Raw genomic sequence first — 23375 nt, forward strand, 5'->3', positions numbered from 1 at the left:
CTCCTCAATGCCAGGCGGCTTGCCCTGAGACAAGCCGCCGGACGATTACCAGGATTGGGTTGCTTTGAAGGAATCGAGGATAGCTTTCAGCTTGCCTTCGATTTCGTCGTTATAGCCACCGGTCTGGTTGATCTCTTGCATCAGCGGAGCGTGATCACGGTCGACGTAAGCCAGCAGAGCGGCTTCAAAGCTACCGATTTTCGCCAGTTCCACATCTTCGAGGTAACCGCGTTCAGCCGCGAACAGTACCAGGCCCTGCTGAGCAACAGACATTGGAGCGTACTGTTTCTGCTTCAGCAGCTCGGTCACTTTCTGACCGTGGCTCAGCTGTTTACGGGTTGCTTCGTCCAGATCGGATGCGAACTGAGAGAACGCAGCCAGTTCACGATACTGTGCCAGCGCGGTACGGATACCACCGGACAGTTTCTTGATGATCTTGGTCTGAGCAGCACCACCCACACGGGATACGGAGATACCCGGGTTAACCGCCGGACGAATACCGGAGTTAAACAGGTTGGTTTCCAGGAAGATCTGACCATCGGTAATGGAGATTACGTTGGTCGGAACGAACGCAGAAACGTCACCCGCCTGGGTTTCAATGATCGGCAGCGCGGTCAGAGAACCTGTTTTACCCTTCACTTCACCTTTGGTGAAGTTCTCGACGTATTCCGCGTTAACGCGGGAAGCACGCTCCAGCAGACGAGAGTGGAGGTAGAATACGTCGCCCGGGAATGCTTCACGTCCTGGTGGACGACGGAGCAGCAGGGAAACCTGACGATAAGCAACAGCCTGTTTAGACAGGTCATCGTATACGATCAGCGCATCTTCACCGCGGTCACGGAAGTATTCGCCCATTGCGCAACCGGCGTATGGCGCCAGGTATTGCAGTGCAGCAGATTCAGACGCGGTTGCTACCACAACGATGGTGTTAGACAGCGCGCCGTGCTCTTCCAGTTTACGAACCACGTTAGAAATGGTGGACGCTTTCTGGCCGATAGCCACGTACACACATTTGATGCCGGAGTCACGCTGGTTGATGATGGCGTCGATTGCCATCGCGGTTTTACCGGTCTGACGGTCACCGATGATCAGTTCACGCTGACCACGACCGATTGGGATCATGGCGTCAACGGACTTATAACCAGTCTGCACTGGCTGATCAACGGACTGACGGTCGATAACGCCTGGTGCGATAACTTCGATTGGGGAGAAGCCATCGTGCTCAACCGGACCTTTACCGTCGATTGGCGCACCCAGGGTGTTAACAACGCGACCCAGCAGGCCACGGCCAACCGGCACTTCCAGAATACGGCCAGTACACTTAACCTTCATGCCTTCGGCGAGGTCAGCGTATGGACCCATCACAACTGCACCTACGGAGTCGCGCTCCAGGTTCAGTGCGATAGCGTAACGGTTACCCGGCAGGGAAATCATCTCACCCTGCATACAATCGGCCAGGCCGTGGATGCGGATAACACCGTCACTTACAGAAACAATAGTACCTTCGTTGTGAGCTTCACTCACAACATTGAACTGAGCAATGCGCTGCTTGATCAGTTCGCTGATTTCGGTGGAATTCAGTTGCATGCTCCAGTCCCCTTAAGACTGCAAGACGTCTGCAAGGCGCTCAAGACGGCCGCGTACGCTGCCATCAATGACCATATCACCCGAGCGGATGATTACGCCTGCCATTACAGACTTATCGATTTTGCAATTCAGCTTAACTTTGCGTGACAGACGTTTTTCCATCGCGGCGGTGATTTTCGCAAGCTGTTCGTCACTCAGTTCAGTCGCGGAAGTCACTTCGACTTCTGCAGTTGCTTCACTAAGGGCACGTAAGTGCTCAAACTGCTCGAGAACATCCGGGAGCACACGGAGACGACCATTTTCTGCCATGACCTTAATCAGGTTCTGGCCGTTGGCATCCAGTTGCTCTCCGCACACGGCGATAAACGACGCGGCGAGGGTTTCAGGCGCTAACGCACCGGAAAGCAACTCGGCCATTTGTTCGTTTTTCGTCACCTCAGCGGCAAACGCCAGCATATTCTGCCAGCGATCGACATTTTGGTGTTCGACAGCAAAGTCAAAAGCTGCTTTGGCGTAGGGGCGAGCTACCGTAACAAATTCAGACATCAGCCCCTCCCTCCTTACAGTTCAGCGACAAGTTTGTCCACGATGTCGCTGTTAGCAGCTTCATCCACGGAACGTTCGATGATCTTCTCGGCGCCAGCAACAGCCAGAATCGCAACCTGCTTACGCAGTTCTTCACGAGCACGTTTACGCTCAGCTTCAATTTCAGCCTGAGCCTGTGTCACGATCTTAGTACGTTCCTGTTCTGCTTCAGCTTTGGCTTCGTCCAGGATCTGAGAACGGCGCTTGTTAGCCTGTTCAATGATTACCTGAGCTTCAGCTTTCGCTTTTTTCAGCTGGTCTGTCGCGTTGGCCTGTGCAAGGTCCAAATCTTTCTTAGCGCGTTCTGCGGAAGCCAGACCGTCAGCAATTTCTTTCTGACGTTTTTCGATGGCAGCCATTAAAGGCGGCCATACATACTTCATGCAGAACCAGACAAAGAGAATAAACGCGATGGCCTGGCCGAGGATTGTTGCGTTCATGTTCACAGCACAATACCTCTTAAATTTCTGTGGCTTGGGGTTTTAAAACAACTACTACGCGACAGCAAACATCACGTACAGACCCAGACCTACAGCGATCATTGGGATAGCATCCACCAGACCCATAACGATAAAGAACTGAGTACGCAGCAGAGGAATCAGATCAGGTTGACGCGCTGCGCCTTCCAGGAATTTACCTCCGAGGATGCCGATACCGATCGCAGCACCGATAGCCGCCAGACCCATCATCACAGCGGCAGCCATGTACAGCAGATCCATATTCAGGTTTTCCATGACAGTCTCCAGTTTGTTTCAATTAAAACGTAGTAGTGTTGGTAAAAAATCAGTGCTCTTCAGACGCCATCGACAGATAGACGATCGTCAGAACCATGAAGATAAAGGCTTGCAGCGTAATGATCAGGATGTGGAAAATGGCCCATGGCACATTCAGAACCCACTGTGACCACCACGGCAGAAGACCCGCGATCAGAATGAAAATCAGCTCACCCGCATACATGTTGCCGAACAGTCGCAGACCCAGTGAAACAGGTTTGGACAGCAGGCTAACGCCTTCCAGGATCAGGTTGACCGGAATAAACGCCCAGTGGTTGAACGGCTGCAAGGTAAGCTCTTTCACAAAGCCGCTTACGCCTTTCATTTTGATGCTGTAGAAAAGAATCAGGATAAACACGCCCAGCGCCATCGACAGGGTGATGTTCACGTCCGCAGACGGTACAACACGCAGCGCAGGCAGGCCGAAGATGTGCTCGCCGATGAACGGCAGCAGGTCAATTGGCAGCAGGTCCATCAGGTTCATCAGGAAGACCCAAACGAACACGGTCAGGGCCAGCGGAGCAATCAGCTTGCTCTTACCATGGTACATGTCTTTCACGCTGCCATGGACGAAGCCGATGATCATCTCAACGAACGTCTGGAATTTCCCTGGAACACCGCTGGTCGCTTTTTTAGCAACGCTGCGGAACATGGCCAGGAACAGAAGACCCAAAACCACCGAGAAGAACATGGAGTCGATGTTGATCGTCCAGAAGGTGGCCGGGGGGTTATGTGGATCCACCAGCGAGAATGTACGCAGGTCCAGCTGAAGGTTATTCAGATGGTGACCTATGTAATCCTGCGGCGTCATATTTTCTGAAGCCATGATGCCTTTTACCCTTTGTTATTGATTACAGCTGGAGCCAGAACTTGTACCACCAGCACCAAAACCCACGTTGCTATCAGCGGCATGAATACCACTTTCAAAACCGCCAGCGCCATCACCAGTAGAGCAAAGGTCAGCAACACCTTACACACTTCGCCGAGGGCGAAGGACCAGGCCACGCGGCCTTTGGCGGGTGTATGCGCCTGATGACGCCAGGCAAAAATCATAAACAACACGTTTGGCAGCACGACCGCCAAACCCCCGCACACGGCGGAGATGCCCCAGAAGGGGTCTTTGAGGCTAAACAGCAGTCCACTTGCTATCACAGCCAGAAACTGAATGAACAGAAGCTTACGAGCAACGTTTCTACTCAAGAGCGACACAGACATCACGTTTTTACTCCTGCTCCCTTCGAGGTATGCCGCGTGTCGTATAAAACGTCCTTTAAGGCTCAGAGTCAAGCATCAAAAAGCGGACAAATTATACGGTGCGTACCCGTGATTTCAAACATTAAGTAGCGAAAAGGTGAATAAATGTTTAAATATTTTTCCCCAGCGCTATTTTTTAACTTTCGTAGAAAGCATCGACCTTCGAGCAAAACTGCAAACAGCGCGAAAACGTTGACTACAAAGCGTGCACGAGATCACAAAACACACATTTGCGATAAGGTTGTATTTATCAAAGCCGTAAATCGCCAAGGATTATCTTTCTGAAATTAAACACAAAATATCGCAACTATTTTCAAAACAGCCCCGTACACAATAAAAACCTTTTATTGACATTCTTAATAAATAATTAACATTGCGTTCTGGTTACAGCCTTCCACTTTTAGCAGACTGATATTTTCATAGTTGACTATCTTCACGATGAATAATCGACGTGAGGTTAACCGCAAGAAAATCCCTGGTAAAAAAGCGGTTAAACGCTCTCTGGTTAATCCCGGTTAGTTGTGCTGTTTTTTAACATACTCAGAACAGCACAAATTCCACATTTTTTATTATTTTTTTAAAAATTGTTTGGCTTAATTATCACCAGATGACGTTCACCGTCGAGCTGCGGAACGTTTAATTTCTCGATGGTTTCAACGCTAAAACCGTCCGGAAGCTGTTCAATTTCATCACCGGGCAGCTGCCCTTTCAGCGCATAAAAACGGCCATCTTCTGCCGGCAGATGCTTACACCAGCTCACCATGTCATTGAGTGAAGCAAACGCACGGCTGATAACGCCGTCAAACGGCGGCTCTGCCGGAAACTCCTCTACCCTGCTCTGTACGGGCGTGATGTTATCGAGCTTCAGTTCATGCTGAACCTGGCGTAAAAAGCGCACGCGCTTGCCCAGGCTGTCCAGCAGCGTGAAATGGCTCTCGGGTCGGACAATCGACAGCGGAACGCCCGGCAAACCCGGCCCCGTCCCCACGTCGATAAAACGTTCACCTTTCAGGTACGGCGCCACCACGATACTATCGAGAATATGGCGAACCAGCATCTCGTTGGGATCGCGCACAGACGTCAGGTTGTACGCTTTATTCCATTTGTTCAGCATATCGACATACGCCACCAGCTGGTTTTTCTGGTGATCGGTGAGCGAAATACCTGCCTGATCCAGCAGACGAGAGAGTTTGTTGAGCACGGTGAATACCTGTTGAGAGTTTTTTTGCCCGGCGGCGCTGCCGCTTACCGGGCCTACGAATAAGTAGGGCGGGCCAGCGAAGCGCCACCCGCCAAAAGCAATGTCAATTACGCGCTACGGCGCAGCATGCCCTGCTTTTTCAGCCACACCAGCAGGATCGAAATCGCCGCCGGCGTAACGCCCGAGATACGGGAGGCCTGGCCAATCGATACCGGTTTGTGATCGTTCAGCTTAGCGATCACTTCGTTGGAAAGGCCCGTCACCTGACGGTAGTCCAGCATTTCCGGCAGCAGCGTGTTTTCGTTGCGCTGCTGTTTTTCGATCTCATCCTGCTGACGCGCGATGTAGCCTTCGTACTTCACCTGAATTTCGACCTGCTCGGCAGCTTCAGCGTCTTCAAGGCCCGGTGCGAACGCGGTCAGTTTGACCAGATTCTCGTAGGTGACTTCAGGACGACGCAGCAGATCTTCGCCGCTGGCTTCACGCGACAGCGGCGCTGTTAAGTGAGCGTTCACTTCGGCAGCGGTTTCCGCCTGTGGGTTTACCCACGTGGTTTTCAGGCGCTGACGTTCCTGTTCAATACGTTCCAGCTTCTCGTTAAAGCGCGCCCAGCGTTCGTCATCCACCAGACCCAGCTCGCGGCCTATCTCGGTCAGACGCAGGTCGGCGTTGTCCTCGCGCAGCATCAGACGATATTCCGCGCGAGAGGTAAACATACGGTACGGTTCTTTGGTGCCCAGCGTGCAGAGATCGTCGACCAAAACGCCCAGATAGGCCTGAGAACGCGACGGCGCCCAGCCCTCTTTCTCGGCAGAGAAGCGGGCAGCGTTCAGACCGGCAAGCAACCCCTGCGCTGCGGCTTCTTCGTAGCCGGTGGTGCCGTTGATCTGCCCCGCGAAAAACAGACCGTGGATGAATTTGCTCTCCAGCGTCGGCTTCAGGTCACGCGGGTCGAAGAAATCGTACTCAATAGCGTAGCCAGGGCGAACGATTTTCGCATTCTCCATCCCCTGCATTGAGCGAACAATTTGCATCTGCACGTCGAAGGGCAGGCTGGTGGAGATGCCGTTCGGGTAAATTTCGTTCGAGGTCAGCCCTTCCGGCTCCAGGAAGATCTGATGCTGGTTACGATCGGCAAAGCGCATCACTTTGTCTTCGATCGACGGGCAGTAACGCGGGCCGATCCCTTCGATCACGCCAGCGTACATTGGGCTGCGATCGAGGTTATTGCGGATCACGTCATGGGTTTTTTCGTTGGTATGCGTGATGTAGCACGGTACCTGCTGCGGGTGTTGCGCCGCGTTGCCCATGAACGAGAAAACCGGCATCGGGTTATCGCCGTGCTGTTGGGCCAGTACGCTGAAATCAATGGTGCGCGCATCGATACGCGGCGGCGTGCCGGTTTTCAGACGGCTGACGCGCAGCGGCAGTTCACGCAGACGACGAGACAGCGGAATGGACGGCGGATCGCCAGCACGGCCACCGCTGTAGTTGTCCAGACCAATATGGATTTTGCCGTCCAGGAATGTCCCGACCGTAAGCACCACGGCTTTGGCGCGGAACTTGAGGCCCATCTGGGTCACGGCGCCCACGACGCGATCGTTCTCAACGATAAGATCTTCTACCGCCTGCTGGAAGATCATCAGGTTCGGCTGGTTCTCCAGCGCGGTGCGCACGGCCTGGCGGTAAAGCACGCGGTCTGCCTGCGCACGAGTGGCGCGAACAGCAGGGCCTTTACTCGCGTTTAGTATCCTAAACTGAATGCCCGCATGATCGATCGCTTTCGCCATCAGGCCGCCAAGTGCATCCACTTCTTTTACCAGGTGTCCTTTCCCAATGCCGCCAATCGCCGGATTACAGGACATTTGTCCCAGCGTGTCGATATTGTGTGTCAAAAGCAGGGTCTGCTGACCCATTCGCGCTGCGGCCATTGCGGCCTCAGTGCCTGCATGACCCCCGCCAATGATGATGACGTCAAAAGGATCCTGATAAAACATGGTGGTCTGCCTCGCGTAAAGCGGTATGAAAATGGATTGAAGCCCGGGCCGTGGATTCTACTCAACTTTAGTCTTTCGAGAAAGCATTGGGATCCTGGGCTATTAAAAAGAAGATCTTTTTATTTAGAGATCTGTTCTATTGTGATCTCTTATTAGGATCGCGGACACGTGTGGATAAGTCCGATCCTGCAAATAAGATCATGCAGTTAGGAAGGATCGTTTGCTGTGAATGATCGGTGATCCAGGACCGTATAAGCTGGGATCAGATCGCGACTTTATGCACAGGCCAAAAACGACGCTAGGGTTGTTCTTTGGATAACTACGGGTTAATACGAGCTTTTAACCAGAGTTATCCACATCTGTTCGCGCGATCTTTAATCGTTTTTGAGTAAATTTTTCCATTCCGCGAGCCAGATCTCGGCTGGATCTTCCGGAATGTCATGATCGAGGATGTTGATCTTGAGCGTTTCACCCAGCTGTTTTGCTCCGCAAGCGGTAACAGCGGCTTCGACCTTCTCTATTGCCCCGCAAAAGGTGTCATATTCACGACTGCCGATCCCCACTGCGCCAAAACGGACGTTTGACAGGTCGGGCTGCTGTTCCAGCAGTTCGTCATATAAAGGTTGCAGGTTATCCGGCAGATCGCCCGCGCCGTGCGTGGAGGTGATCAGCAGCCAGACCCCGTCAGCCGGGAGATCTTCAAGCAGCGGCCCGTGCAGCGTTTGTGTAGAAAAGCCTGCATCTTCCAGCTTCTCAGCCAGATGTTCCGCTACGTATTCCGCACCGCCAAGAGTGCTGCCGCTGATAAGGGTAATGTCCGCCATTGATCGCTCGCTCAGATAAAGAGGGGATCATTGTACGCTGTGAACGAGCTGGGATCTACCTGTGGAAAATGTGGGAATGAATTTGCCCGATCACGGGCGGATGGTACGCATGATCGGGTTTTGCAGGGAGATCAGTGTCTCGGTGGACTGAATTTCATCGATTGTTTGGATCTTGTTGATAAGTACCTGCTGGAGGGCATCGATGGATCGGCACATCACTTTAATAAAGATGCTGTAGTGCCCGGTGGTGTAGTACGCCTCGGTGACTTCATCGAGCGCGTTCAGCTTTGCCAGCGCGGAGGGGTAATCTTTTGCGCTTTTAAGAATAATGCCGATGAAGCAGCAGACGTCGTAACCCAGCTGCTTCGGGCTGACGTCGATGCGCGCGCCGGTAATGATCCCTGCCTGCTTCATCTTCTCTACGCGAACGTGAATGGTTCCCGGGCTGACGCCAAACTGTTTCGCCAGTTCGGCGTAGGCTGTACGGGCATTGGCCATTAAGGCCTCAAGGATGCCGCGGTCCAGATTGTCGATCTGATAATTTTCCATAGCTTTTTCTTATGAAGATTAATGAATACGTCTATTCTAGCGTCTTATTTTAACGAATCAAAAGTGAAGGTGGCTTTTTGTTGATGGGTTATTGAATTAAGTGTCGGTTCTGTTGCTTAATCATTATCAACAGGACGCAGGAGTATAAATAATGAAAACCGCTTACATCGCAAAACAACGCCAGATCAGTTTCGTAAAATCCCATTTTTCCCGCCAGCTTGAAGAGAAGCTTGGTCTTATTGAAGTTCAGGCGCCGATTCTGAGCCGCGTGGGTGACGGGACGCAGGATAACCTGTCTGGTTGCGAAAAAGCGGTACAGGTAAAAGTGAAAACACTGCCAGACGCCCAGTTCGAAGTGGTGCATTCCCTGGCGAAGTGGAAGCGTCAAACCCTGGGACAACACGACTTCAGCGCGGGCGAAGGGCTCTACACGCACATGAAAGCCCTTCGCCCCGATGAAGACCGCCTCTCCCCGATTCACTCTGTCTACGTTGACCAGTGGGACTGGGAGCGCGTAATGGGTGACGGCGAGCGTCATGTCGGCACGCTGAAATCCACCGTTGAGGCGATCTACGCGGGGATCAAAGCGACCGAAGCGGCCGTGAGCAAAGAGTTTGGTCTGGTACCGTTCCTGCCGGATACGATCCACTTTGTCCACAGCCAGGAACTGCTGAGCCGCTTCCCGGATCTGGATGCCAAAGGCCGCGAGCGGGCGATCGCCAAAGAGCTGGGCGCGGTATTTCTGATTGGCATCGGCGGCAAACTGTCTGATGGCAAACGTCACGACGTGCGTGCGCCGGATTATGATGACTGGAGCACCGCGGGCGAAAGCGAATATGCCGGTCTGAACGGCGATATTCTGGTCTGGAACCCGGTTCTGGAAGATGCGTTTGAGCTCTCTTCGATGGGGATCCGCGTGGATGCAGAGGCGCTGAAGCGCCAGCTGGCGGTGACCGGTGATGAAGATCGCCTTAAATTAGAGTGGCATCAGGCGCTGTTGCGCGGTGAAATGCCGCAGACCATCGGCGGCGGTATCGGGCAGTCCCGTCTGACCATGCTGCTGCTGCAACTGTCTCACATTGGTCAGGTGCAGTGTGGGGTCTGGCCGCAGCAGGTACGTGAAAGCGTCGATTCTCTTCTTTAATTAACGCCGCCAGCGTCTGAGCAGGCGGCTACGCAACCCGGTATCAAAGCGCCAGATATGATCGAAGATGCGCATGATGCCGGGTTTTCCATGTGCGGACATCGCCACGGCATGAAAACGGTGCTGGTGCACGCGCTGCAGCTCCTTCACTTTATTTACCACATCTTCCGGCAGCCGCTGGGCAATGAAATCGGAAATCACCACCGCGTCAGCGTCGTACCAGTCGCCGCCCTGCATCCGTTCTACAATGCTGCGAAAACAGCTGGCCAGATCGGTGCCGCCGCGAAAACGCTGGCTTAAAAAGCGGATGGCCTGCTCAATGCCCTGCTGGTTCGTCAGCTCGTAGCCCACGACTTCGCTGGAGAAGAGCATGATAAAGCAGCGACGGCGGTCAGCGAGCGCCACGCGCATCAGCGCCAGACAGAACGCCTTCGCACACTGCTCGTTAAAGCCGCCCATTGAGCCGGACGTATCCACGCAGACAATAAACGGCCCGCGCGGCTGCTCATCAAAGTCCTGATGCACGACCGGGCGCTGGCTGAGCTTCTCTCGCCAGGCTTCGCCGTGCAGCCGATAGGTGAGAAGCTGTTTTTCCACCAGCCGCCGGTAAAACTCATACTCCAGTTCGGTCATCCCCAGCGTGCTTAGCTCGGTCGGCAGCAGGCGCAGGATGTCATCGCTTTGCTGGAGTCCGTCGACCTGCTCCGGCACGGTAGCCGGTTCGCGTACAAGGGTGCGGAAGGTTTCCATCGGGGCATCCTTCTTTGGGACCGATTTGGCCTCTCGCGAGCGGCCGAGCTGTTCCGCGAGCTTCATCAGCTCCGGCTGCTGGGTAAGAAAGTCGCCGTACTTCACGATCAGTTGATAATCCCCGCGCCGCAGCTGCCCGGCGCTCATATCCCAGAGGCGACCAGCGGCGTTTTCATTTTCTACCAGCACCTCTTCGAGCTGGCCACTCAGCGTCATGCGTTCCTGGACTTCGCTGAGCAGCTGTTCCCGCTCTTCATCCAGAAGCTGTTGGTTCAGCGTGGTAGCCTGGACGACCAGGCTCAGGCGCCAGCGCTGTAAAAAGAGCGTGTGCAGCGCCGGGGTAAAGGTGGCGTTTTCTGTGACCAGCGTTCTGGCCTGGCTGGCAAACGGAGAGTGGACTTTATCGAGCAGGGTAAGGGTTTGCGGGATCTGGACGATAAACTGTGGCGTCGATAGCCGCTGACACTGCTGATAGGCCGCGACTTCCTCCGTCAGTTCAGGCGGGACTTCTGTCTCCTTAAACCGCTGCCGCAGGTTGTCGCGCCAGCGCGGGAGATCGTCCGTCATCGCTTTTTTGAGCTTTGGGAATTTTTCAAAGAAGGCCGCCAGCTGCGGCGATGCCAGAAGGGTAATCACCACCTCCTCGATCAACCCTTCCTCGCTGACGGCCAGCATCATATTGAGCGTGTCCAGCGTTAGCATTGACGCGCCTGTTTGATCTGCGCGCTGACGTCCTGCAGGCTGGCTTCAATGCGACCTAGCCAGTCGCTATGAATAAAGAGGCATTTTTGCTGCTCGCTGAAGCGGGTGTGCTGCTGATGCCATTCGGTATCCAGCGCTTCCAGCTGCTGTTTAATCTCTTCCGGCACGCTGTCCGAGGCGGTGCCGGGAAGCGCAAGACGCGATCCCTGAAGGCTCACGTCGCGGATCACAAGGTGCTGACTGCTGTCCACTTCCATATTCAGCGGCTGCGCGAAACCGATGCCGTTGAGCTTTCCGCGGATCTCCCCGCCCTTATCCAGCCACTGCGCCAGCGGCTCGCGCTCAATCGTAATGTGCACCACCTGCATATCATGCAGCTTGAGGGGCTGCTGGAGCAGCAGTGTCAGCGTCGTGCCGGTCAGATCGGCGGGTAGCTCGTAATGCGGTTTGCGGGCGAACATGCCGCCCAGTCGGTTCACTTTTAGCGCGGTTTTATCGCTTTGCTGCTGCTGGAGCTGAATGCGCCGTTGGGCAATCGCCCCCAGCTGGTTGAGCATCGCCTGCTGCCCCCAGGCGTGCCCGGTCATCAAAACGTCCAGCTGCTGCTGCATCAGGTTCATGCCTTCTGCGTCGTGCCAGAGGCAGTCTTTTAGCAGGATCAGATCGATAGGGGCGACCGCGTCGCGACCGCTGAACAGCGCGCTGGCCTGGAGCAGACGGATCGCTTTTTTCCATCGACGATCCGAGACGTACGGGGCGGAAGGCAGGGAATCAAGCTGCTGGCGCAGCATGAAGATCAGCTCAAAGACGGCGTCGGGCAGCTTAATTTTGCCGATCTCTTCCTGCCACTGATGGTACTCCTCGTCCGTCACCTGCAGTGAAGGTGCCACCGGGTTTTCGTTTTCGTCCTGCTGGCTCACCAGCATTGAACGGAAGTTTGATTTATCCTGGACTTTATCCAGCCACAGGCGGATCAGCATGCGGTCATACAGCGCTTCCAGGCTGCTGTCGGCTTCGGGCAGTTCGTTTGACGCGGCCACCAGCAGGCGCATGGGGATCTTCTCTTCGCTCGCGCCGTTGCGGAAGCGACGTTCGTTGATTGCCGTCAGCAGGGTATTCAGAATGGCCGGGCCGGCTTTCCAGATCTCATCAAGAAAGACGATTTCCGCTTCTGGAAGATAGCCCGCCGTCAGACGCTCATAGCGCCCTTCATCTTTCAGGGCCTGAATAGAAAGCGGGCCGAAAACTTCTTCTGGCGTGGAGAAGCGCGTCATCAAATACTCGAATGCGCGAGCGCTCTGGAAAGCGAACTTTAGGCGGCGTGCAATCAAACTTTTGGCAATGCCCGGCGGTCCCAGCAGAAATACGCTTTCACCGCTCAATGCCGCCAGCAGGCAAAGGCGAATGGCGTGGCTACGCTCGTAAAGGCCTTTCTCCAGCGCGCTGCTGAGGCGGGAAATTCTTTCTGCTAATAAATGTGAGTGAGCCATAATAGTTTTGCATCCTTTCGCCGTTGTGGCGGCCAATTGAAGCGAGTATAGACGTTTCAGTCAGGGCTGGTAATAGGCTGAAGTGCGGCGCAATTTTCTTTGCGCTACATTAATGCGGTTGCATTTAGGGGTACGATTTTGCAATGAATCGTGCATACTGTGCGCTTTTTGTGGACCAAGGGACAGGAACACATTTGTTATTTAAACGAAAAGACTAGTCTATGAGCACTGATAATAAGCAATCATTACCCGCAATAACGCTTGCGGCGATCGGGGTTGTCTACGGTGATATCGGCACCAGCCCACTTTATACGCTTCGTGAATGTTTGTCCGGCCAGTTTGGCTTTGGTGTTGAGCGCGATGCCGTGTTTGGCTTCCTGTCCCTCATCTTCTGGCTGCTGATTCTGGTCGTTTCCGTTAAATATCTCTCCTTCGTTATGCGTGCAGATAATGCGGGCGAAGGCGGGATCCTGACCCTGATGTCCCTTGCCGGTCGTAATACCTCGGCCAGAATGACGTCTGTGCTGGTGATTATCGGCCTGATAGGTGGCAGCTTCTTCTACGGGGAAGTGGTGATAACACCGGCTATCTCGGTGCTCTCGGCGATTGAAGGGCTGGAGATTATTGCCCCGCAGCTTGATGCCTGGGTTGTCCCGCTGGCAATCATCGTGTTGACGCTGCTGTTCATGATCCAGAAACACGGTACCGGGCTGGTGGGCAAACTGTTTGCGCCGATTATGCTGGCCTGGTTCCTGATCCTGGCGGCGCTCGGTTTGCGCAGCATTATTGCGAACCCGGACGTGCTGCATGCGCTGAACCCTTACTGGGCGGTGCATTTCTTCCTTGAATACAAAGTGGTTTCCTTCGTGGCGCTGGGTGCGGTCGTGCTCTCCATCACCGGTGTGGAGGCGCTCTATGCTGATATGGGGCATTTCGGGAAGCTGCCTATCCGCGTGGCATGGTTTATTGTGGTGCTCCCGTCGCTGGTGCTGAACTACTTCGGTCAGGGCGCGTTGTTGCTCAAGAACCCGGAAGCGATTAAGAACCCATTCTTCCTGCTGGCACCTGACTGGGCGCTGGTGCCTATGCTGATCCTCGCAACGCTAGCGACCGTGATAGCCTCTCAGGCGGTGATTTCCGGGGTGTTCTCTCTGACCCGTCAGGCCGTTCGTCTGGGATATCTCTCGCCAATGCGCATCATCCATACCTCAGAGATGGAGTCGGGCCAGATCTACATCCCGTTCGTTAACTGGCTGCTCTACTTCGCTGTTGTGATCGTGATTGTTAGCTTCGAACACTCCAGTAATCTGGCGGCGGCCTACGGTATTGCCGTGACCGGTACGATGGTGCTGACGTCGCTTCTCTCCACCACGGTGGCGTACCGCAACTGGCACTGGAATAAGTTCCTCGTGGGGATGATTCTGGTGGGCTTCCTGTGCATTGACGTGCCGCTGTTCTCTGCGAACCTCGACAAAATTGTCTCCGGTGGCTGGCTGCCGCTGACGCTGGGCCTGTTGATGTTCATTGTCATGACCACATGGAAAAGCGAGCGCTTCCGCCTGCTGCGCCGCATGCATGAGCACGGTAATTCTCTGGAGGCGATGATCGCGTCGCTTGAGAAATCCCCGCCGGTGCGCGTGCCGGGTACCGCGGTTTACATGTCTCGTGCCCTGAATGTGATCCCGTTTGCGCTGATGCATAACCTTAAGCACAACAAAGTGCTGCACGAGCGCGTGATCCTGCTGACGCTGCGCACCGAAGATGCGCCGTACGTTCACAACGTGCGCCGCGTACAGATTGAGCAGCTGTCCCCGACCTTCTGGCGCGTGGTGGCGAGCTACGGCTGGCGCGAAACGCCGAACGTGGAAGAGGTGTTCCACCGCTGCGGTCTGGAAGGGTTAAGCTGCCGGATGATGGAGACGTCGTTCTTTATGTCGCACGAGTCGCTGATCATCGGCAAGCGCCCGTGGTACCTGCGCCTGCGCGGTAAGCTGTATCTGATTCTGCAGCGTAACGCCCTGCGCGCGCCTGACCAGTTTGAGATCCCGCCTAACCGCGTCATTGAGCTGGGGACGCAGGTCGAGATTTAAGTCTCCGTGCGGCCTGATGCCCTCACCCCGTCCCTCTCCCACAGGGAGAGGGCGCAAACATCTAAAACGGTAACCTGACGGTTACCGTTTTGCATTTACCTCCCCTCCATTTCACTTAGCGAAACGTTTCGACGTTGATCACAAATCCGTTACGTCATGATGGTTTTCTGAACATTTATGCGGCTACACTATTTTTAGCGAAACGTTTCGCTAGTGGAGCAAGAAAATGAAGAAAGGCACGGTTCTCAACTCAGAAATCTCATCGGTTATTTCCCGTCTTGGGCATACCGATACGCTGGTGGTTTGCGATGCAGGCTTACCGGTTCCGCGCAGCACAACCCGTATCGATATGGCGTTAACGCAGGGCGTGCCCTCGTTTATGCAGGTACTGGAGGTGGTGACGGCGGAGATGCAGGTTGAGGCGGCCATTCTCGCGGCGGAAATCAAACAACATAATCCGCAACTCCACGAAACGTTGCTCAGCCACATTGAGCAACTGCAACAACACCAGGGAAACACCATAGAAATTCGTTACACAACGCACGAACAGTTCAAACAACAAACCGCAGACAGTCAGGCGGTGATTCGCAGCGGGGAGTGTTCCCCGTATGCGAATATCATTCTCTGTGCTGGCGTCACCTTCTGAGGCCATCATGGACGCATTACTGCAACTCAAAGGGATCGATAAGTCGTTCCCGGGCGTAAAAGCCCTCTCCGGTGCGGCGCTTAACGTCTACCCAGGACGCGTGATGGCGCTGGTGGGCGAAAACGGTGCCGGCAAATCCACCATGATGAAAGTGCTGACCGGGATCTACCAGCGCGATGCCGGTTCACTCGTTTGGCTGGGTAAAGAAACCACCTTTAACGGCCCGAAATCCTCTCAGGAAGCGGGCATCGGCATTATTCACCAGGAGCTGAACCTGATCCCGCAGCTGACCATTGCGGAAAACATCTTCCTGGGCCGCGAGTTCGTGAACCGGTTCGGCAAAATCGACTGGAAAACCATGTACGCCGAAGCGGACAAGCTGCTGGCGAAGCTGAACCTGCGCTTTAAGAGCGACCGCCTGGTGGGCGACCTTTCCATCGGCGATCAGCAGATGGTGGAAATCGCGAAGGTGCTGAGCTTCGAGTCGAAGGTCATCATTATGGATGAACCGACCGATGCCCTGACCGATACCGAAACCGAATCCCTGTTCCGCGTGATCCGCGAGCTGAAAGCGCAGGGGCGCGGCATTGTCTATATCTCTCACCGCATGAAAGAGATCTTCGAAATTTGCGACGACGTGACCGTCTTCCGCGACGGCCAGTTTATCGCCGAGCGCGAAGTGGCGACGCTGACCGAAGATACGCTGATCGAAATGATGGTGGGACGTAAGCTCGAAGACCAATATCCGCACCTGGACAAAGCGCCGGGCGAGATCCGCCTGAAGGTAGATAATCTCTGCGGCCCGGGCGTAAATGATGTGACCTTTACCCTGCGTCAGGGCGAGATCCTGGGCGTGGCGGGCCTGATGGGCGCGGGCCGTACCGAGCTGATGAAAGTGCTGTACGGCGCACTGCCGCGCACCAGTGGTTACGTTACTCTTGACGGCCATGAAGTGGTGACCCGCTCGCCTCAGGACGGGCTGGCGAACGGCATCGTCTATATCTCCGAAGACCGCAAGCGCGACGGCTTAGTGCTGGGCATGTCGGTGAAAGAGAATATGTCCCTCACCGCGCTGCGCTATTTCAGCCATAGCGGCGGCAGCCTGAAGCATAAAGATGAGCAGCAGGCGGTCAGTGATTTTATCCGTCTCTTTAACGTTAAAACCCCGTCGATGGAGCAGGCTATTGGCCTGCTGTCCGGCGGGAATCAGCAGAAAGTGGCGATTGCCCGCGGGCTGATGACGCGCCCGAAGGTGTTGATCCTCGACGAGCCAACCCGCGGCGTGGACGTGGGCGCGAAAAAAGAGATCTATCAGCTGATTAACCAGTTCAAGGCCGACGGTCTGAGCATCATTCTGGTCTCTTCCGAGATGCCAGAAGTATTAGGCATGAGCGATCGCATTATCGTCATGCATGAAGGGCATCTCGGCGGTGAATTCACTCGCGAGCAGGCCACCCAGGAAGTTCTGATGGCTGCCGCTGTGGGCAAGCTTAATCGCGTGAATCAGGAGTAAGAAGATGACTACCCAGGCTGTTTCTGGTCGCCGCTATTTCACAAAGGCATGGCTGATGGAACAAAAATCGCTGATTGCCCTGCTGGTGCTGATCGCGATTGTCTCGACCATGAGCCCGAATTTCTTCACCGTGAATAACCTGTTCAACATTCTGCAGCAGACGTCGGTGAACGCCATTATGGCGGTCGGCATGACGCTGGTGATTTTGACCTCGGGTATCGATCTGTCCGTCGGTTCCCTGCTGGCGCTCACCGGTGCGATCGCCGCTTCAATTGTGGGAATTGAGGTCAACGCGCTGGTGGCCGTTGCGGCTGCACTGGCGGCTGGCGCGGCGATTGGTGCCGTTACCGGTGTGATTGTGGCAAAAGGCCGCGTTCAGGCGTTTATCGCCACGCTGGTGATGATGCTGCTGCTGCGCGGTGTGACCATGGTTTACACCAACGGTAGCCCGGTGAATACCGGGTTTACGGATAACGCGGATCTGTTTGGCTGGTTCGGTATCGGTCGCCCGCTGGGTGTCCCGACCCCGGTCTGGATCATGGCTATCGTCTTCCTGGCTGCGTGGTACATGCTGCACCATACCCGCCTGGGCCGTTATATCTATGCGCTGGGTGGTAACGAAGCGGCCACGCGCCTGTCCGGTATCAGCGTTAATAAAGTCAAAATTATCGTGTACTCCCTGTGCGGCCTGCTGGCGTCACTGGCGGGCATCATCGAAGTGGCGCGCCTCTCTTCCGCGCAGCCGACTGCGGGGACGGGGTACGAGCTGGATGCCATCGCGGCGGTGGTTCTGGGCGGTACGAGCCTTGCGGGCGGTAAAGGTCGCATTGTTGGGACATTGATCGGCGCACTGATCCTCGGTTTCCTGAATAATGGTTTGAATTTGTTAGGTGTTTCCTCCTATTACCAGATGATCGTTAAGGCAGTGGTGATTTTGCTGGCGGTACTGGTAGACAACAAAAAACAGTAACTGACGACACTACAGGACATCTTAGATATGAACATGAAAAAACTGGCTACCCTGGTTTCCGCTGTCGCGCTGAGCGCAACCGTAAGTGCTAACGCCATGGCGAAAGATACCATCGCGCTGGTTGTCTCTACCCTGAACAACCCGTTCTTCGTCTCCCTGAAGGACGGTGCGCAGAAAGAAGCGGACAAACTGGGCTACAACCTGGTGGTGCTGGATTCTCAGAACAACCCGGCGAAAGAGCTGGCTAACGTTCAGGACTTAACCGTTCGTGGCACCAAAATTCTGCTGATCAACCCAACCGATTCTGATGCCGTAGGCAACGCCGTGAAGATGGCAAACCAGGCGAAAATTCCGGTGATCACTCTGGACCGTCAGGCAACGAAAGGCGAAGTTGTGAGCCACATTGCGTCTGATAACGTGCTGGGCGGTAAAATTGCTGGTGACTACATCGCGAAGAAAGCCGGTGAAGGCGCGAAAGTTATCGAACTGCAGGGTATCGCCGGTACTTCCGCGGCCCGTGAACGTGGTGAAGGCTTCCAGCAGGCCGTGGCTGCATACAAATTCAACGTGCTGGCCAGCCAGCCGGCAGACTTCGACCGTACTAAGGGTCTGAACGTCATGCAGAACCTGCTGACCGCGCATCCAGATGTGCAGGCGGTATTTGCACAGAACGATGAAATGGCGCTGGGCGCGCTGCGTGCCCTGCAGACCGCAGGTAAATCAGATGTGATGGTTGTCGGATTTGACGGCACGCCGGATGGTGAAAAAGCAGTAAATGATGGCAAACTGGCTGCGACCATCGCTCAGCTGCCTGAGCAGATTGGCGCGACTGGCGTTGAAACTGCCGACAAAGTGCTGAAGGGCGAAAAAGTTCAGGCCAAATACCCTGTTGACCTGAAGCTGGTCATTAAGCAGTAAAGGCGATTCAGGCAGTCGCTGGCTGCCTGAGGGACACCAAATAAAAGAAAAGTGTGGCATACGCCACCGGGTAATACCGGTGGCGCTCTCAGATGGACACCTCAATACATGAAAACCGCAGGCAACCTCGTCGTCCTTGGCAGTATCAATGCCGATCACATTCTTAACCTTGAAACGTTCCCCACTCCGGGCGAAACCGTCACCGGCAATCAGTATCAGGTCGCGTTCGGCGGTAAGGGCGCAAACCAGGCAGTTGCCGCCGGGCGCAGCGGGGCGAATATCGCGTTTATCGCCTGTACGGGTGATGACGATACCGGCGAGCGCGTACGTAAACAGCTGGCAAGTGACAACATCGATACTGCACCCGTCAGCGTTGTTGAAGGGGAATCTACCGGTGTGGCGCTGATCTTCGTCAATGCGGAAGGTGAGAATGTCATCGGTATTCATGCGGGGGCTAACGCCGCGTTAACGACTGAACGCGTCGAAGCGCAGCGTGGGATCATCGCCGGAGCGGAAGCCCTGCTGATGCAGTTGGAGTCTCCGGTTGAAAGCGTGCTGACCGCCGCGAAAATTGCGCATGAAAATCATACCACTGTCGTACTTAACCCTGCGCCTGCCCGTGTATTATCAGATGAACTGCTGGCGCTGGTAGACATCATTACGCCGAACGAAACCGAAGCGGAAAAGCTGACGGGCATTCGCGTTGAAAATGACAATGATGCCGCGCGTGCGGCGAAAGTGCTGCATGCAAAAGGCATCGGGACCGTTATCATTACTCTTGGTAGCCGCGGGGTGTGGGCTAGCGTCAATGGCGAAGGCCGTCGCGTGCCGGGCTTTAAGGTCAAAGCCATTGATACCATCGCCGCTGGAGACACCTTCAACGGTGCGCTGGTGACGGCATTGCTGGAAGGAAAAGCGATGGATGACGCGATCCGCTTTGCGCATGCCGCCGCCGCGATTGCGGTGACGCGCAAAGGCGCACAGCCTTCCGTTCCGTGGCGTAAAGAGATCGATGAATTCTTAAGTCAGCAGGGGTAACGCTTGGCTACGATGAAAGATGTCGCCCGCATGGCGGGCGTTTCTACTTCGACCGTCTCTCACGTTATTAATAACGACCGCTTCGTCAGCGAGGCGATTCGGGAGAAAGTCGAAGCCGCAGTAAAAGACCTCAACTATGCGCCGTCGGCGCTGGCGCGCAGTCTGAAGCTTAACCAGACGCGCACCATCGGCATGCTGATCACGGCCAGTACCAATCCTTTCTATTCTGAACTTGTTCGTGGCGTAGAGCGCAGCTGCTTCGAGCGTGGCTACAGTCTGGTGCTGTGCAATACCGAAGGCGACGAGCAGCGCATGAACCGCAACCTGGAAACGCTGATGCAAAAACGCGTCGACGGGCTGCTGCTGCTCTGTACCGAAACGCATCAACCTTCAAAAGAGATCATTCAGCGCTATCCTTCTATTCCCACGGTAATGATGGACTGGGCGCCGTTCGACGGGACCAGCGATCTGATTCAGGATAACTCGCTGCTGGGCGGCGATATGGCGACGCAGCACCTGATTGATAAAGGCCATACCCGCATTGCCTGCATTACCGGCCCGCTGGATAAAACCCCGGCGCGCTTGCGTCTGGAAGGCTATCTTTCGGCAATGGAGCGGGCAGGGCTTGCCATTCCTGATGGCTATCGCATCACCGGCGATTTCGAGTTTAACGGCGGTTTCGAGGCAATGCAGACGCTGCTAGCGCAAGAGCCTCGCCCGCAGGCGGTGTTTATCGGCAACGATGCGATGGCGTTTGGTGCCTATCAGGCGCTGTATCAGGCGGGATTGCGCGTTCCGGACGATATGGCGATCGTCGGTTACGATGATATCGAACTGGCGCGCTACATGACGCCGCCGCTGACCACGATCCATCAGCCGAAGGATGAACTGGGTGAGCTGGCCATCGACGTGTTGATCCACCGTATGGCGCAGCCCACGCTGCAACAGCAACGTTTGCAGCTTACTCCTGTTCTGATGGAACGCGGTTCGGTTTAGCTTTCTCTTTGTGACGCTCTTTAATCAGGTTCCGGCCATCTTTCGGTTTTAACAACATAAAGACCAGCGCCGACACCACGGTAAGCGCGCCCATGGTGATAAAGGTATAGTGGAACTGCTCAACGGTATTCGTGCCGTCAAACCCTTCATAAAACCGCAGCACCGCCGCGCTCACGGCTACCCCGAGGCTGATCGACAGCTGTTGGGTCACCGCCAGTACGCTGTTGCCGCTGCTCGCGTTCTCGTCGGTCAGGTCCGCAAGGGTGATGGTGTTCATCGACGTGAACTGCGTTGACATCGCCATTCCCAGCACAAACAGCGGCAGGATCAACATCCAGACCGGTAACGCCGCGGATTGCAGCGAGAACTGCGCAATCATCAGACCGATAAAGACCGTCACGCCAACCAGCGTTTTACGATAGCCAAACCAGCGCAGTACCTGCGTGACCGTTGATTTCGCCAGAATGGAACCCATTGCCGTGGGCGCCATCATGCAGCCGGCAATCAGCGCCGGGTAGCCGAACCCCACCTGCAGCATCAATGGCATCAGGAACGGTACGCAGCCCGTGCCCAGACGTGAGGCAATATTGCCCGCGATCCCGACGGAAAAGGTTCGGGTGTTAAAGAGAGATAAAGAGATAAGCGGTGTCGGGTGACGACGCGCATGGCGTATATAAAGAAGGAACAGCAGAATACCACTGAGGATGACGGCGAGCGCCAGCCACGTTTCAACGAGCTTCTCGCCAATGAGCTCCATGCCACTGGAGAACAGCACCAGGCTCAGTCCAAACAAGAAAAAGCCGCCCATATCGAAGCTGCGCCTTGGCGTGGTGAAGTTCGGCATATATTTGCGGGCATAGATCAGCCCTGCCACGCCAATCGGAATATTAATCAGGAAAATCCAGTGCCAGCTTGCCCAGGTAACCAGCACACCCCCGAGGACCGGGCCAAGTATTGGGCCGACCAGCCCTGGCATGGTGACAAAGTTGAGTACGGGGAGCAGTTCGCTGCGTGGGTAGGCACGCAGCAAAGCGAGGCGCGCCACCGGCATCATCATCGCGCCGCCTATTCCCTGCAGTACGCGAAAGATAACCAGCTCCGTTAATGAAGTGGATAGCGCGCAGGCCAGTGAACCGAGCGTAAAGAGCGTTACGGCAAGCATGAAAACTCTGCGGGTACCGAAGCGATCGGCCAGCCAGCCACTTACCGGGATCAACATCGCCACCGTGAGAGTGTAGCTGATGATGGCAGACTGCATTGCCAGCGGGGAGCGGTTAAGGCTTTGCGCAATGGCGGGAAGCGCCGTATTGAGGATGGTGGCATCCAGTGCCTGCATAAAGAACGCCATGGCTGCAATCCACGGCAATCCGGCCATGCTGCGCGCTTTTTTCTCTGTCATTTATTTACCTGCTGGTGGGTTGGTGCGGTCAGCAATGCCTGACATGCAGTCAGGGCTCGCTGCCCGTCGCTCTCCTGAATGGCATCTACTATCGCCTGATGCAAATCCAGCTTTACCACTTCGTCTTGTGTAATAGAGGTAAAGTAGGTGTGGTACACCGAATGGAATAACGAAGCAAAGCAAGTGAGGAACGGATTGGCGCTCATCATATAGATATGTTCATGCCAGGCCATATCGACCTCAATCCATCGTTCCCGGTTGAAGTGTTTTTTCAGGAACACCATCTCTTCCATGAGTGCGTTAAGCTGCGCTTTCTGCTCTGCTGTCCCGAGCGTGGCGGCAAGCAGGCATGCCTGAGGTTCAAGGCTGCTGCGCATTACCAGAAAGTGATCGACGACCTGATGAAAGTTGTCTTCGGTCATCCACCAGGAGAGCAGCTCCTGATCGAGAAAATTCCAGTTATTCTGTGGCATCACGCGCGTGCCAATACGAGGGCGTGGAAGCACCATACCTTTTGCCGTCAGGGTTTTCACCGCCTCGCGAACCGCGGTACGGCTTACTCCAAACTGCTCACCCAGCTCCAATTCACCCGGCAGGATGCTCCCCGGGGCATATTTACCCGCTAAAATCCGCTGCGCCAGCTTTTCTGCCAGCACATAGGACAGATTTTTTTGGGCGGCCAGCTGTTGTGCGCTTAATGGCATCGCTTTTATTCCTTAATGTTTCATGCTGTTAATTATGCCACCTCGAATGTGATTGTGGTTGCAGATACATCAAATAGAACAATTTGTAGCTTGATATCACCTCTATTGGTGAAAAAAAACACGGTCAGAAACTTTTTTTGAATTTCCTCTTGTCACTTCAGAATAACGCCCTATAATGCGCCTCCACTGACACGGAACAACGGCACACACGCCGCCGGGTCAGCAGAGAAAAGCGAAATAAATGC

The 23375-nt window shown here is 54.9% G+C and carries 22 protein-coding genes; 8 read left to right on the forward strand and 14 right to left on the reverse strand.

Going from position 1 to position 23375, the window contains the following annotated elements; all coding sequences use genetic code 11:
* Positions 1–45: 45 nt before the first annotated feature.
* From atpA to asnC, 10 genes are all read right to left on the reverse strand, one after another.
* Positions 46–1587, reverse strand: a complete 1542-nt coding sequence (gene atpA / locus IM291_RS17815) for a F0F1 ATP synthase subunit alpha (protein WP_003862367.1) — start codon at positions 1585–1587, stop codon at positions 46–48.
* A gap of 12 nt (positions 1588–1599) precedes the next feature.
* Complete coding sequence (atpH, locus tag IM291_RS17820; RefSeq protein ID WP_003862369.1) at positions 1600–2133, reverse strand: F0F1 ATP synthase subunit delta; 534 nt, start codon at positions 2131–2133, stop codon at positions 1600–1602.
* A gap of 14 nt (positions 2134–2147) precedes the next feature.
* On the reverse strand, positions 2148–2618 hold the full coding sequence (gene atpF / locus IM291_RS17825; protein ID WP_003862370.1) for a F0F1 ATP synthase subunit B: 471 nt from the start codon (positions 2616–2618) through the stop codon (positions 2148–2150).
* 48 nt (positions 2619–2666) lie between these two features.
* Complete coding sequence (atpE, locus tag IM291_RS17830; RefSeq protein WP_000429386.1) at positions 2667–2906, reverse strand: F0F1 ATP synthase subunit C; 240 nt, start codon at positions 2904–2906, stop codon at positions 2667–2669.
* 49 nt (positions 2907–2955) lie between these two features.
* Positions 2956–3771, reverse strand: coding sequence for a F0F1 ATP synthase subunit A (gene atpB, locus IM291_RS17835; protein WP_028014916.1), 816 nt, complete (start codon positions 3769–3771; stop codon positions 2956–2958).
* A gap of 8 nt (positions 3772–3779) precedes the next feature.
* On the reverse strand, positions 3780–4160 hold the full coding sequence (gene atpI, locus IM291_RS17840; RefSeq protein WP_008500194.1) for a F0F1 ATP synthase subunit I: 381 nt from the start codon (positions 4158–4160) through the stop codon (positions 3780–3782).
* A 616-nt stretch (positions 4161–4776) separates the two neighbouring features.
* The gene (gene rsmG, locus IM291_RS17845) at positions 4777–5400 is read right to left on the reverse strand and encodes a 16S rRNA (guanine(527)-N(7))-methyltransferase RsmG (protein ID WP_049001577.1); all 624 of its coding nucleotides are present in this window, start codon (positions 5398–5400) and stop codon (positions 4777–4779) included.
* A 107-nt stretch (positions 5401–5507) separates the two neighbouring features.
* Positions 5508–7397 carry a tRNA uridine-5-carboxymethylaminomethyl(34) synthesis enzyme MnmG gene (gene mnmG / locus IM291_RS17850; protein WP_080329734.1) on the reverse strand — a complete coding sequence of 630 codons (1890 nt, stop codon included), beginning with the start codon at positions 7395–7397 and terminating at the stop codon, positions 5508–5510.
* Between the two features lie 374 nt (positions 7398–7771).
* Positions 7772–8221 carry an FMN-binding protein MioC gene (mioC, locus tag IM291_RS17855; RefSeq protein WP_041911749.1) on the reverse strand — a complete coding sequence of 150 codons (450 nt, stop codon included), beginning with the start codon at positions 8219–8221 and terminating at the stop codon, positions 7772–7774.
* Positions 8222–8311: 90 nt separating this feature from the next.
* Entirely contained in the window at positions 8312–8770 is a 459-nt protein-coding gene (gene asnC / locus IM291_RS17860; RefSeq protein ID WP_008500198.1) for a transcriptional regulator AsnC, read from the reverse strand.
* A gap of 151 nt (positions 8771–8921) precedes the next feature.
* On the opposite strand from asnC, the gene asnA reads away from it, so the two are divergent.
* Positions 8922–9914: an aspartate--ammonia ligase gene (gene asnA / locus IM291_RS17865; protein WP_041911750.1), complete on the forward strand. Its 993-nt coding sequence runs from the start codon at positions 8922–8924 to the stop codon at positions 9912–9914.
* Here the strand turns inward: asnA and viaA are convergent, their stop codons facing one another.
* Together viaA and ravA are read right to left on the reverse strand one after the other, a co-directional pair.
* Positions 9915–11366: an ATPase RavA stimulator ViaA gene (viaA, locus tag IM291_RS17870; RefSeq protein WP_041911751.1), complete on the reverse strand. Its 1452-nt coding sequence runs from the start codon at positions 11364–11366 to the stop codon at positions 9915–9917.
* Positions 11360–12856, reverse strand: a complete 1497-nt coding sequence (gene ravA, locus IM291_RS17875; RefSeq protein WP_192987418.1) for an ATPase RavA — start codon at positions 12854–12856, stop codon at positions 11360–11362. The genes viaA and ravA overlap by 7 nt, the downstream gene beginning before the upstream one ends.
* A gap of 221 nt (positions 12857–13077) precedes the next feature.
* Here ravA and kup point away from each other — a divergent pair, with 221 nt between their 5' ends.
* From kup to rbsR, 7 genes are all read left to right on the forward strand, one after another.
* Positions 13078–14946: a low affinity potassium transporter Kup gene (kup, locus tag IM291_RS17880; protein WP_041911753.1), complete on the forward strand. Its 1869-nt coding sequence runs from the start codon at positions 13078–13080 to the stop codon at positions 14944–14946.
* Between the two features lie 226 nt (positions 14947–15172).
* Positions 15173–15592, forward strand: a complete 420-nt coding sequence (gene rbsD / locus IM291_RS17885; protein WP_003862392.1) for a D-ribose pyranase — start codon at positions 15173–15175, stop codon at positions 15590–15592.
* Between the two features lie 7 nt (positions 15593–15599).
* On the forward strand, positions 15600–17105 hold the full coding sequence (rbsA, locus tag IM291_RS17890; protein WP_041911754.1) for a ribose ABC transporter ATP-binding protein RbsA: 1506 nt from the start codon (positions 15600–15602) through the stop codon (positions 17103–17105).
* Between the two features lie 4 nt (positions 17106–17109).
* Positions 17110–18075, forward strand: a complete 966-nt coding sequence (gene rbsC, locus IM291_RS17895) for a ribose ABC transporter permease (RefSeq protein WP_006808742.1) — start codon at positions 17110–17112, stop codon at positions 18073–18075.
* A 27-nt stretch (positions 18076–18102) separates the two neighbouring features.
* Entirely contained in the window at positions 18103–18993 is an 891-nt protein-coding gene (gene rbsB / locus IM291_RS17900) for a ribose ABC transporter substrate-binding protein RbsB (protein ID WP_192987420.1), read from the forward strand.
* Between the two features lie 108 nt (positions 18994–19101).
* Positions 19102–20031 carry a ribokinase gene (rbsK, locus tag IM291_RS17905; protein WP_045631283.1) on the forward strand — a complete coding sequence of 310 codons (930 nt, stop codon included), beginning with the start codon at positions 19102–19104 and terminating at the stop codon, positions 20029–20031.
* 3 nt (positions 20032–20034) lie between these two features.
* Complete coding sequence (gene rbsR, locus IM291_RS17910) at positions 20035–21027, forward strand: ribose operon transcriptional repressor RbsR (RefSeq protein ID WP_028014905.1); 993 nt, start codon at positions 20035–20037, stop codon at positions 21025–21027.
* Here rbsR and mdtD read toward each other — a convergent pair.
* Both mdtD and IM291_RS17920 read right to left on the reverse strand, forming a co-directional pair.
* Positions 20993–22426, reverse strand: coding sequence for a multidrug transporter subunit MdtD (mdtD, locus tag IM291_RS17915; RefSeq protein WP_028014904.1), 1434 nt, complete (start codon positions 22424–22426; stop codon positions 20993–20995). The genes rbsR and mdtD overlap by 35 nt on opposite strands.
* On the reverse strand, positions 22423–23130 hold the full coding sequence (locus IM291_RS17920; RefSeq protein WP_192987422.1) for a FadR/GntR family transcriptional regulator: 708 nt from the start codon (positions 23128–23130) through the stop codon (positions 22423–22425). Before IM291_RS17920 ends, mdtD begins: the two co-directional genes overlap by 4 nt.
* Positions 23131–23375 lie beyond the last annotated feature (245 nt).

The sequence above is a fragment of the Enterobacter cloacae complex sp. P27C genome, assembly GCF_014895705.1.
In the GTDB taxonomy this organism is placed as follows: Bacteria; Pseudomonadota; Gammaproteobacteria; order Enterobacterales; family Enterobacteriaceae; genus Enterobacter; species Enterobacter bugandensis.

Excerpts from the sequence above, each read along its gene's own strand:
- mnmG (WP_080329734.1), bottom strand. The coding sequence starts at position 7,397 with ATGTTTTATCAGGATCCTTTTGACGTCATCATCATTGGCGGGGGTCAT.
- rbsD (WP_003862392.1), top strand. The coding sequence starts at position 15,173 with ATGAAGAAAGGCACGGTTCTCAACTCAGAAATCTCATCGGTTATTTCC.
- mdtD (WP_028014904.1), bottom strand. The coding sequence starts at position 22,426 with ATGACAGAGAAAAAAGCGCGCAGCATGGCCGGATTGCCGTGGATTGCA.
- atpH (WP_003862369.1), bottom strand. The coding sequence starts at position 2,133 with ATGTCTGAATTTGTTACGGTAGCTCGCCCCTACGCCAAAGCAGCTTTT.
- ravA (WP_192987418.1), bottom strand. The coding sequence starts at position 12,856 with ATGGCTCACTCACATTTATTAGCAGAAAGAATTTCCCGCCTCAGCAGC.
- rbsA (WP_041911754.1), top strand. The coding sequence starts at position 15,600 with ATGGACGCATTACTGCAACTCAAAGGGATCGATAAGTCGTTCCCGGGC.
- mioC (WP_041911749.1), bottom strand. The coding sequence starts at position 8,221 with ATGGCGGACATTACCCTTATCAGCGGCAGCACTCTTGGCGGTGCGGAA.
- atpA (WP_003862367.1), bottom strand. The coding sequence starts at position 1,587 with ATGCAACTGAATTCCACCGAAATCAGCGAACTGATCAAGCAGCGCATT.
- rbsB (WP_192987420.1), top strand. The coding sequence starts at position 18,103 with ATGAACATGAAAAAACTGGCTACCCTGGTTTCCGCTGTCGCGCTGAGC.
- IM291_RS17920 (WP_192987422.1), bottom strand. The coding sequence starts at position 23,130 with ATGCCATTAAGCGCACAACAGCTGGCCGCCCAAAAAAATCTGTCCTAT.
- atpE (WP_000429386.1), bottom strand. The coding sequence starts at position 2,906 with ATGGAAAACCTGAATATGGATCTGCTGTACATGGCTGCCGCTGTGATG.
- atpB (WP_028014916.1), bottom strand. The coding sequence starts at position 3,771 with ATGGCTTCAGAAAATATGACGCCGCAGGATTACATAGGTCACCATCTG.
- rbsC (WP_006808742.1), top strand. The coding sequence starts at position 17,110 with ATGACTACCCAGGCTGTTTCTGGTCGCCGCTATTTCACAAAGGCATGG.
- viaA (WP_041911751.1), bottom strand. The coding sequence starts at position 11,366 with ATGCTAACGCTGGACACGCTCAATATGATGCTGGCCGTCAGCGAGGAA.
- rbsK (WP_045631283.1), top strand. The coding sequence starts at position 19,102 with ATGAAAACCGCAGGCAACCTCGTCGTCCTTGGCAGTATCAATGCCGAT.
- asnC (WP_008500198.1), bottom strand. The coding sequence starts at position 8,770 with ATGGAAAATTATCAGATCGACAATCTGGACCGCGGCATCCTTGAGGCC.
- asnA (WP_041911750.1), top strand. The coding sequence starts at position 8,922 with ATGAAAACCGCTTACATCGCAAAACAACGCCAGATCAGTTTCGTAAAA.
- atpI (WP_008500194.1), bottom strand. The coding sequence starts at position 4,160 with ATGTCTGTGTCGCTCTTGAGTAGAAACGTTGCTCGTAAGCTTCTGTTC.
- kup (WP_041911753.1), top strand. The coding sequence starts at position 13,078 with ATGAGCACTGATAATAAGCAATCATTACCCGCAATAACGCTTGCGGCG.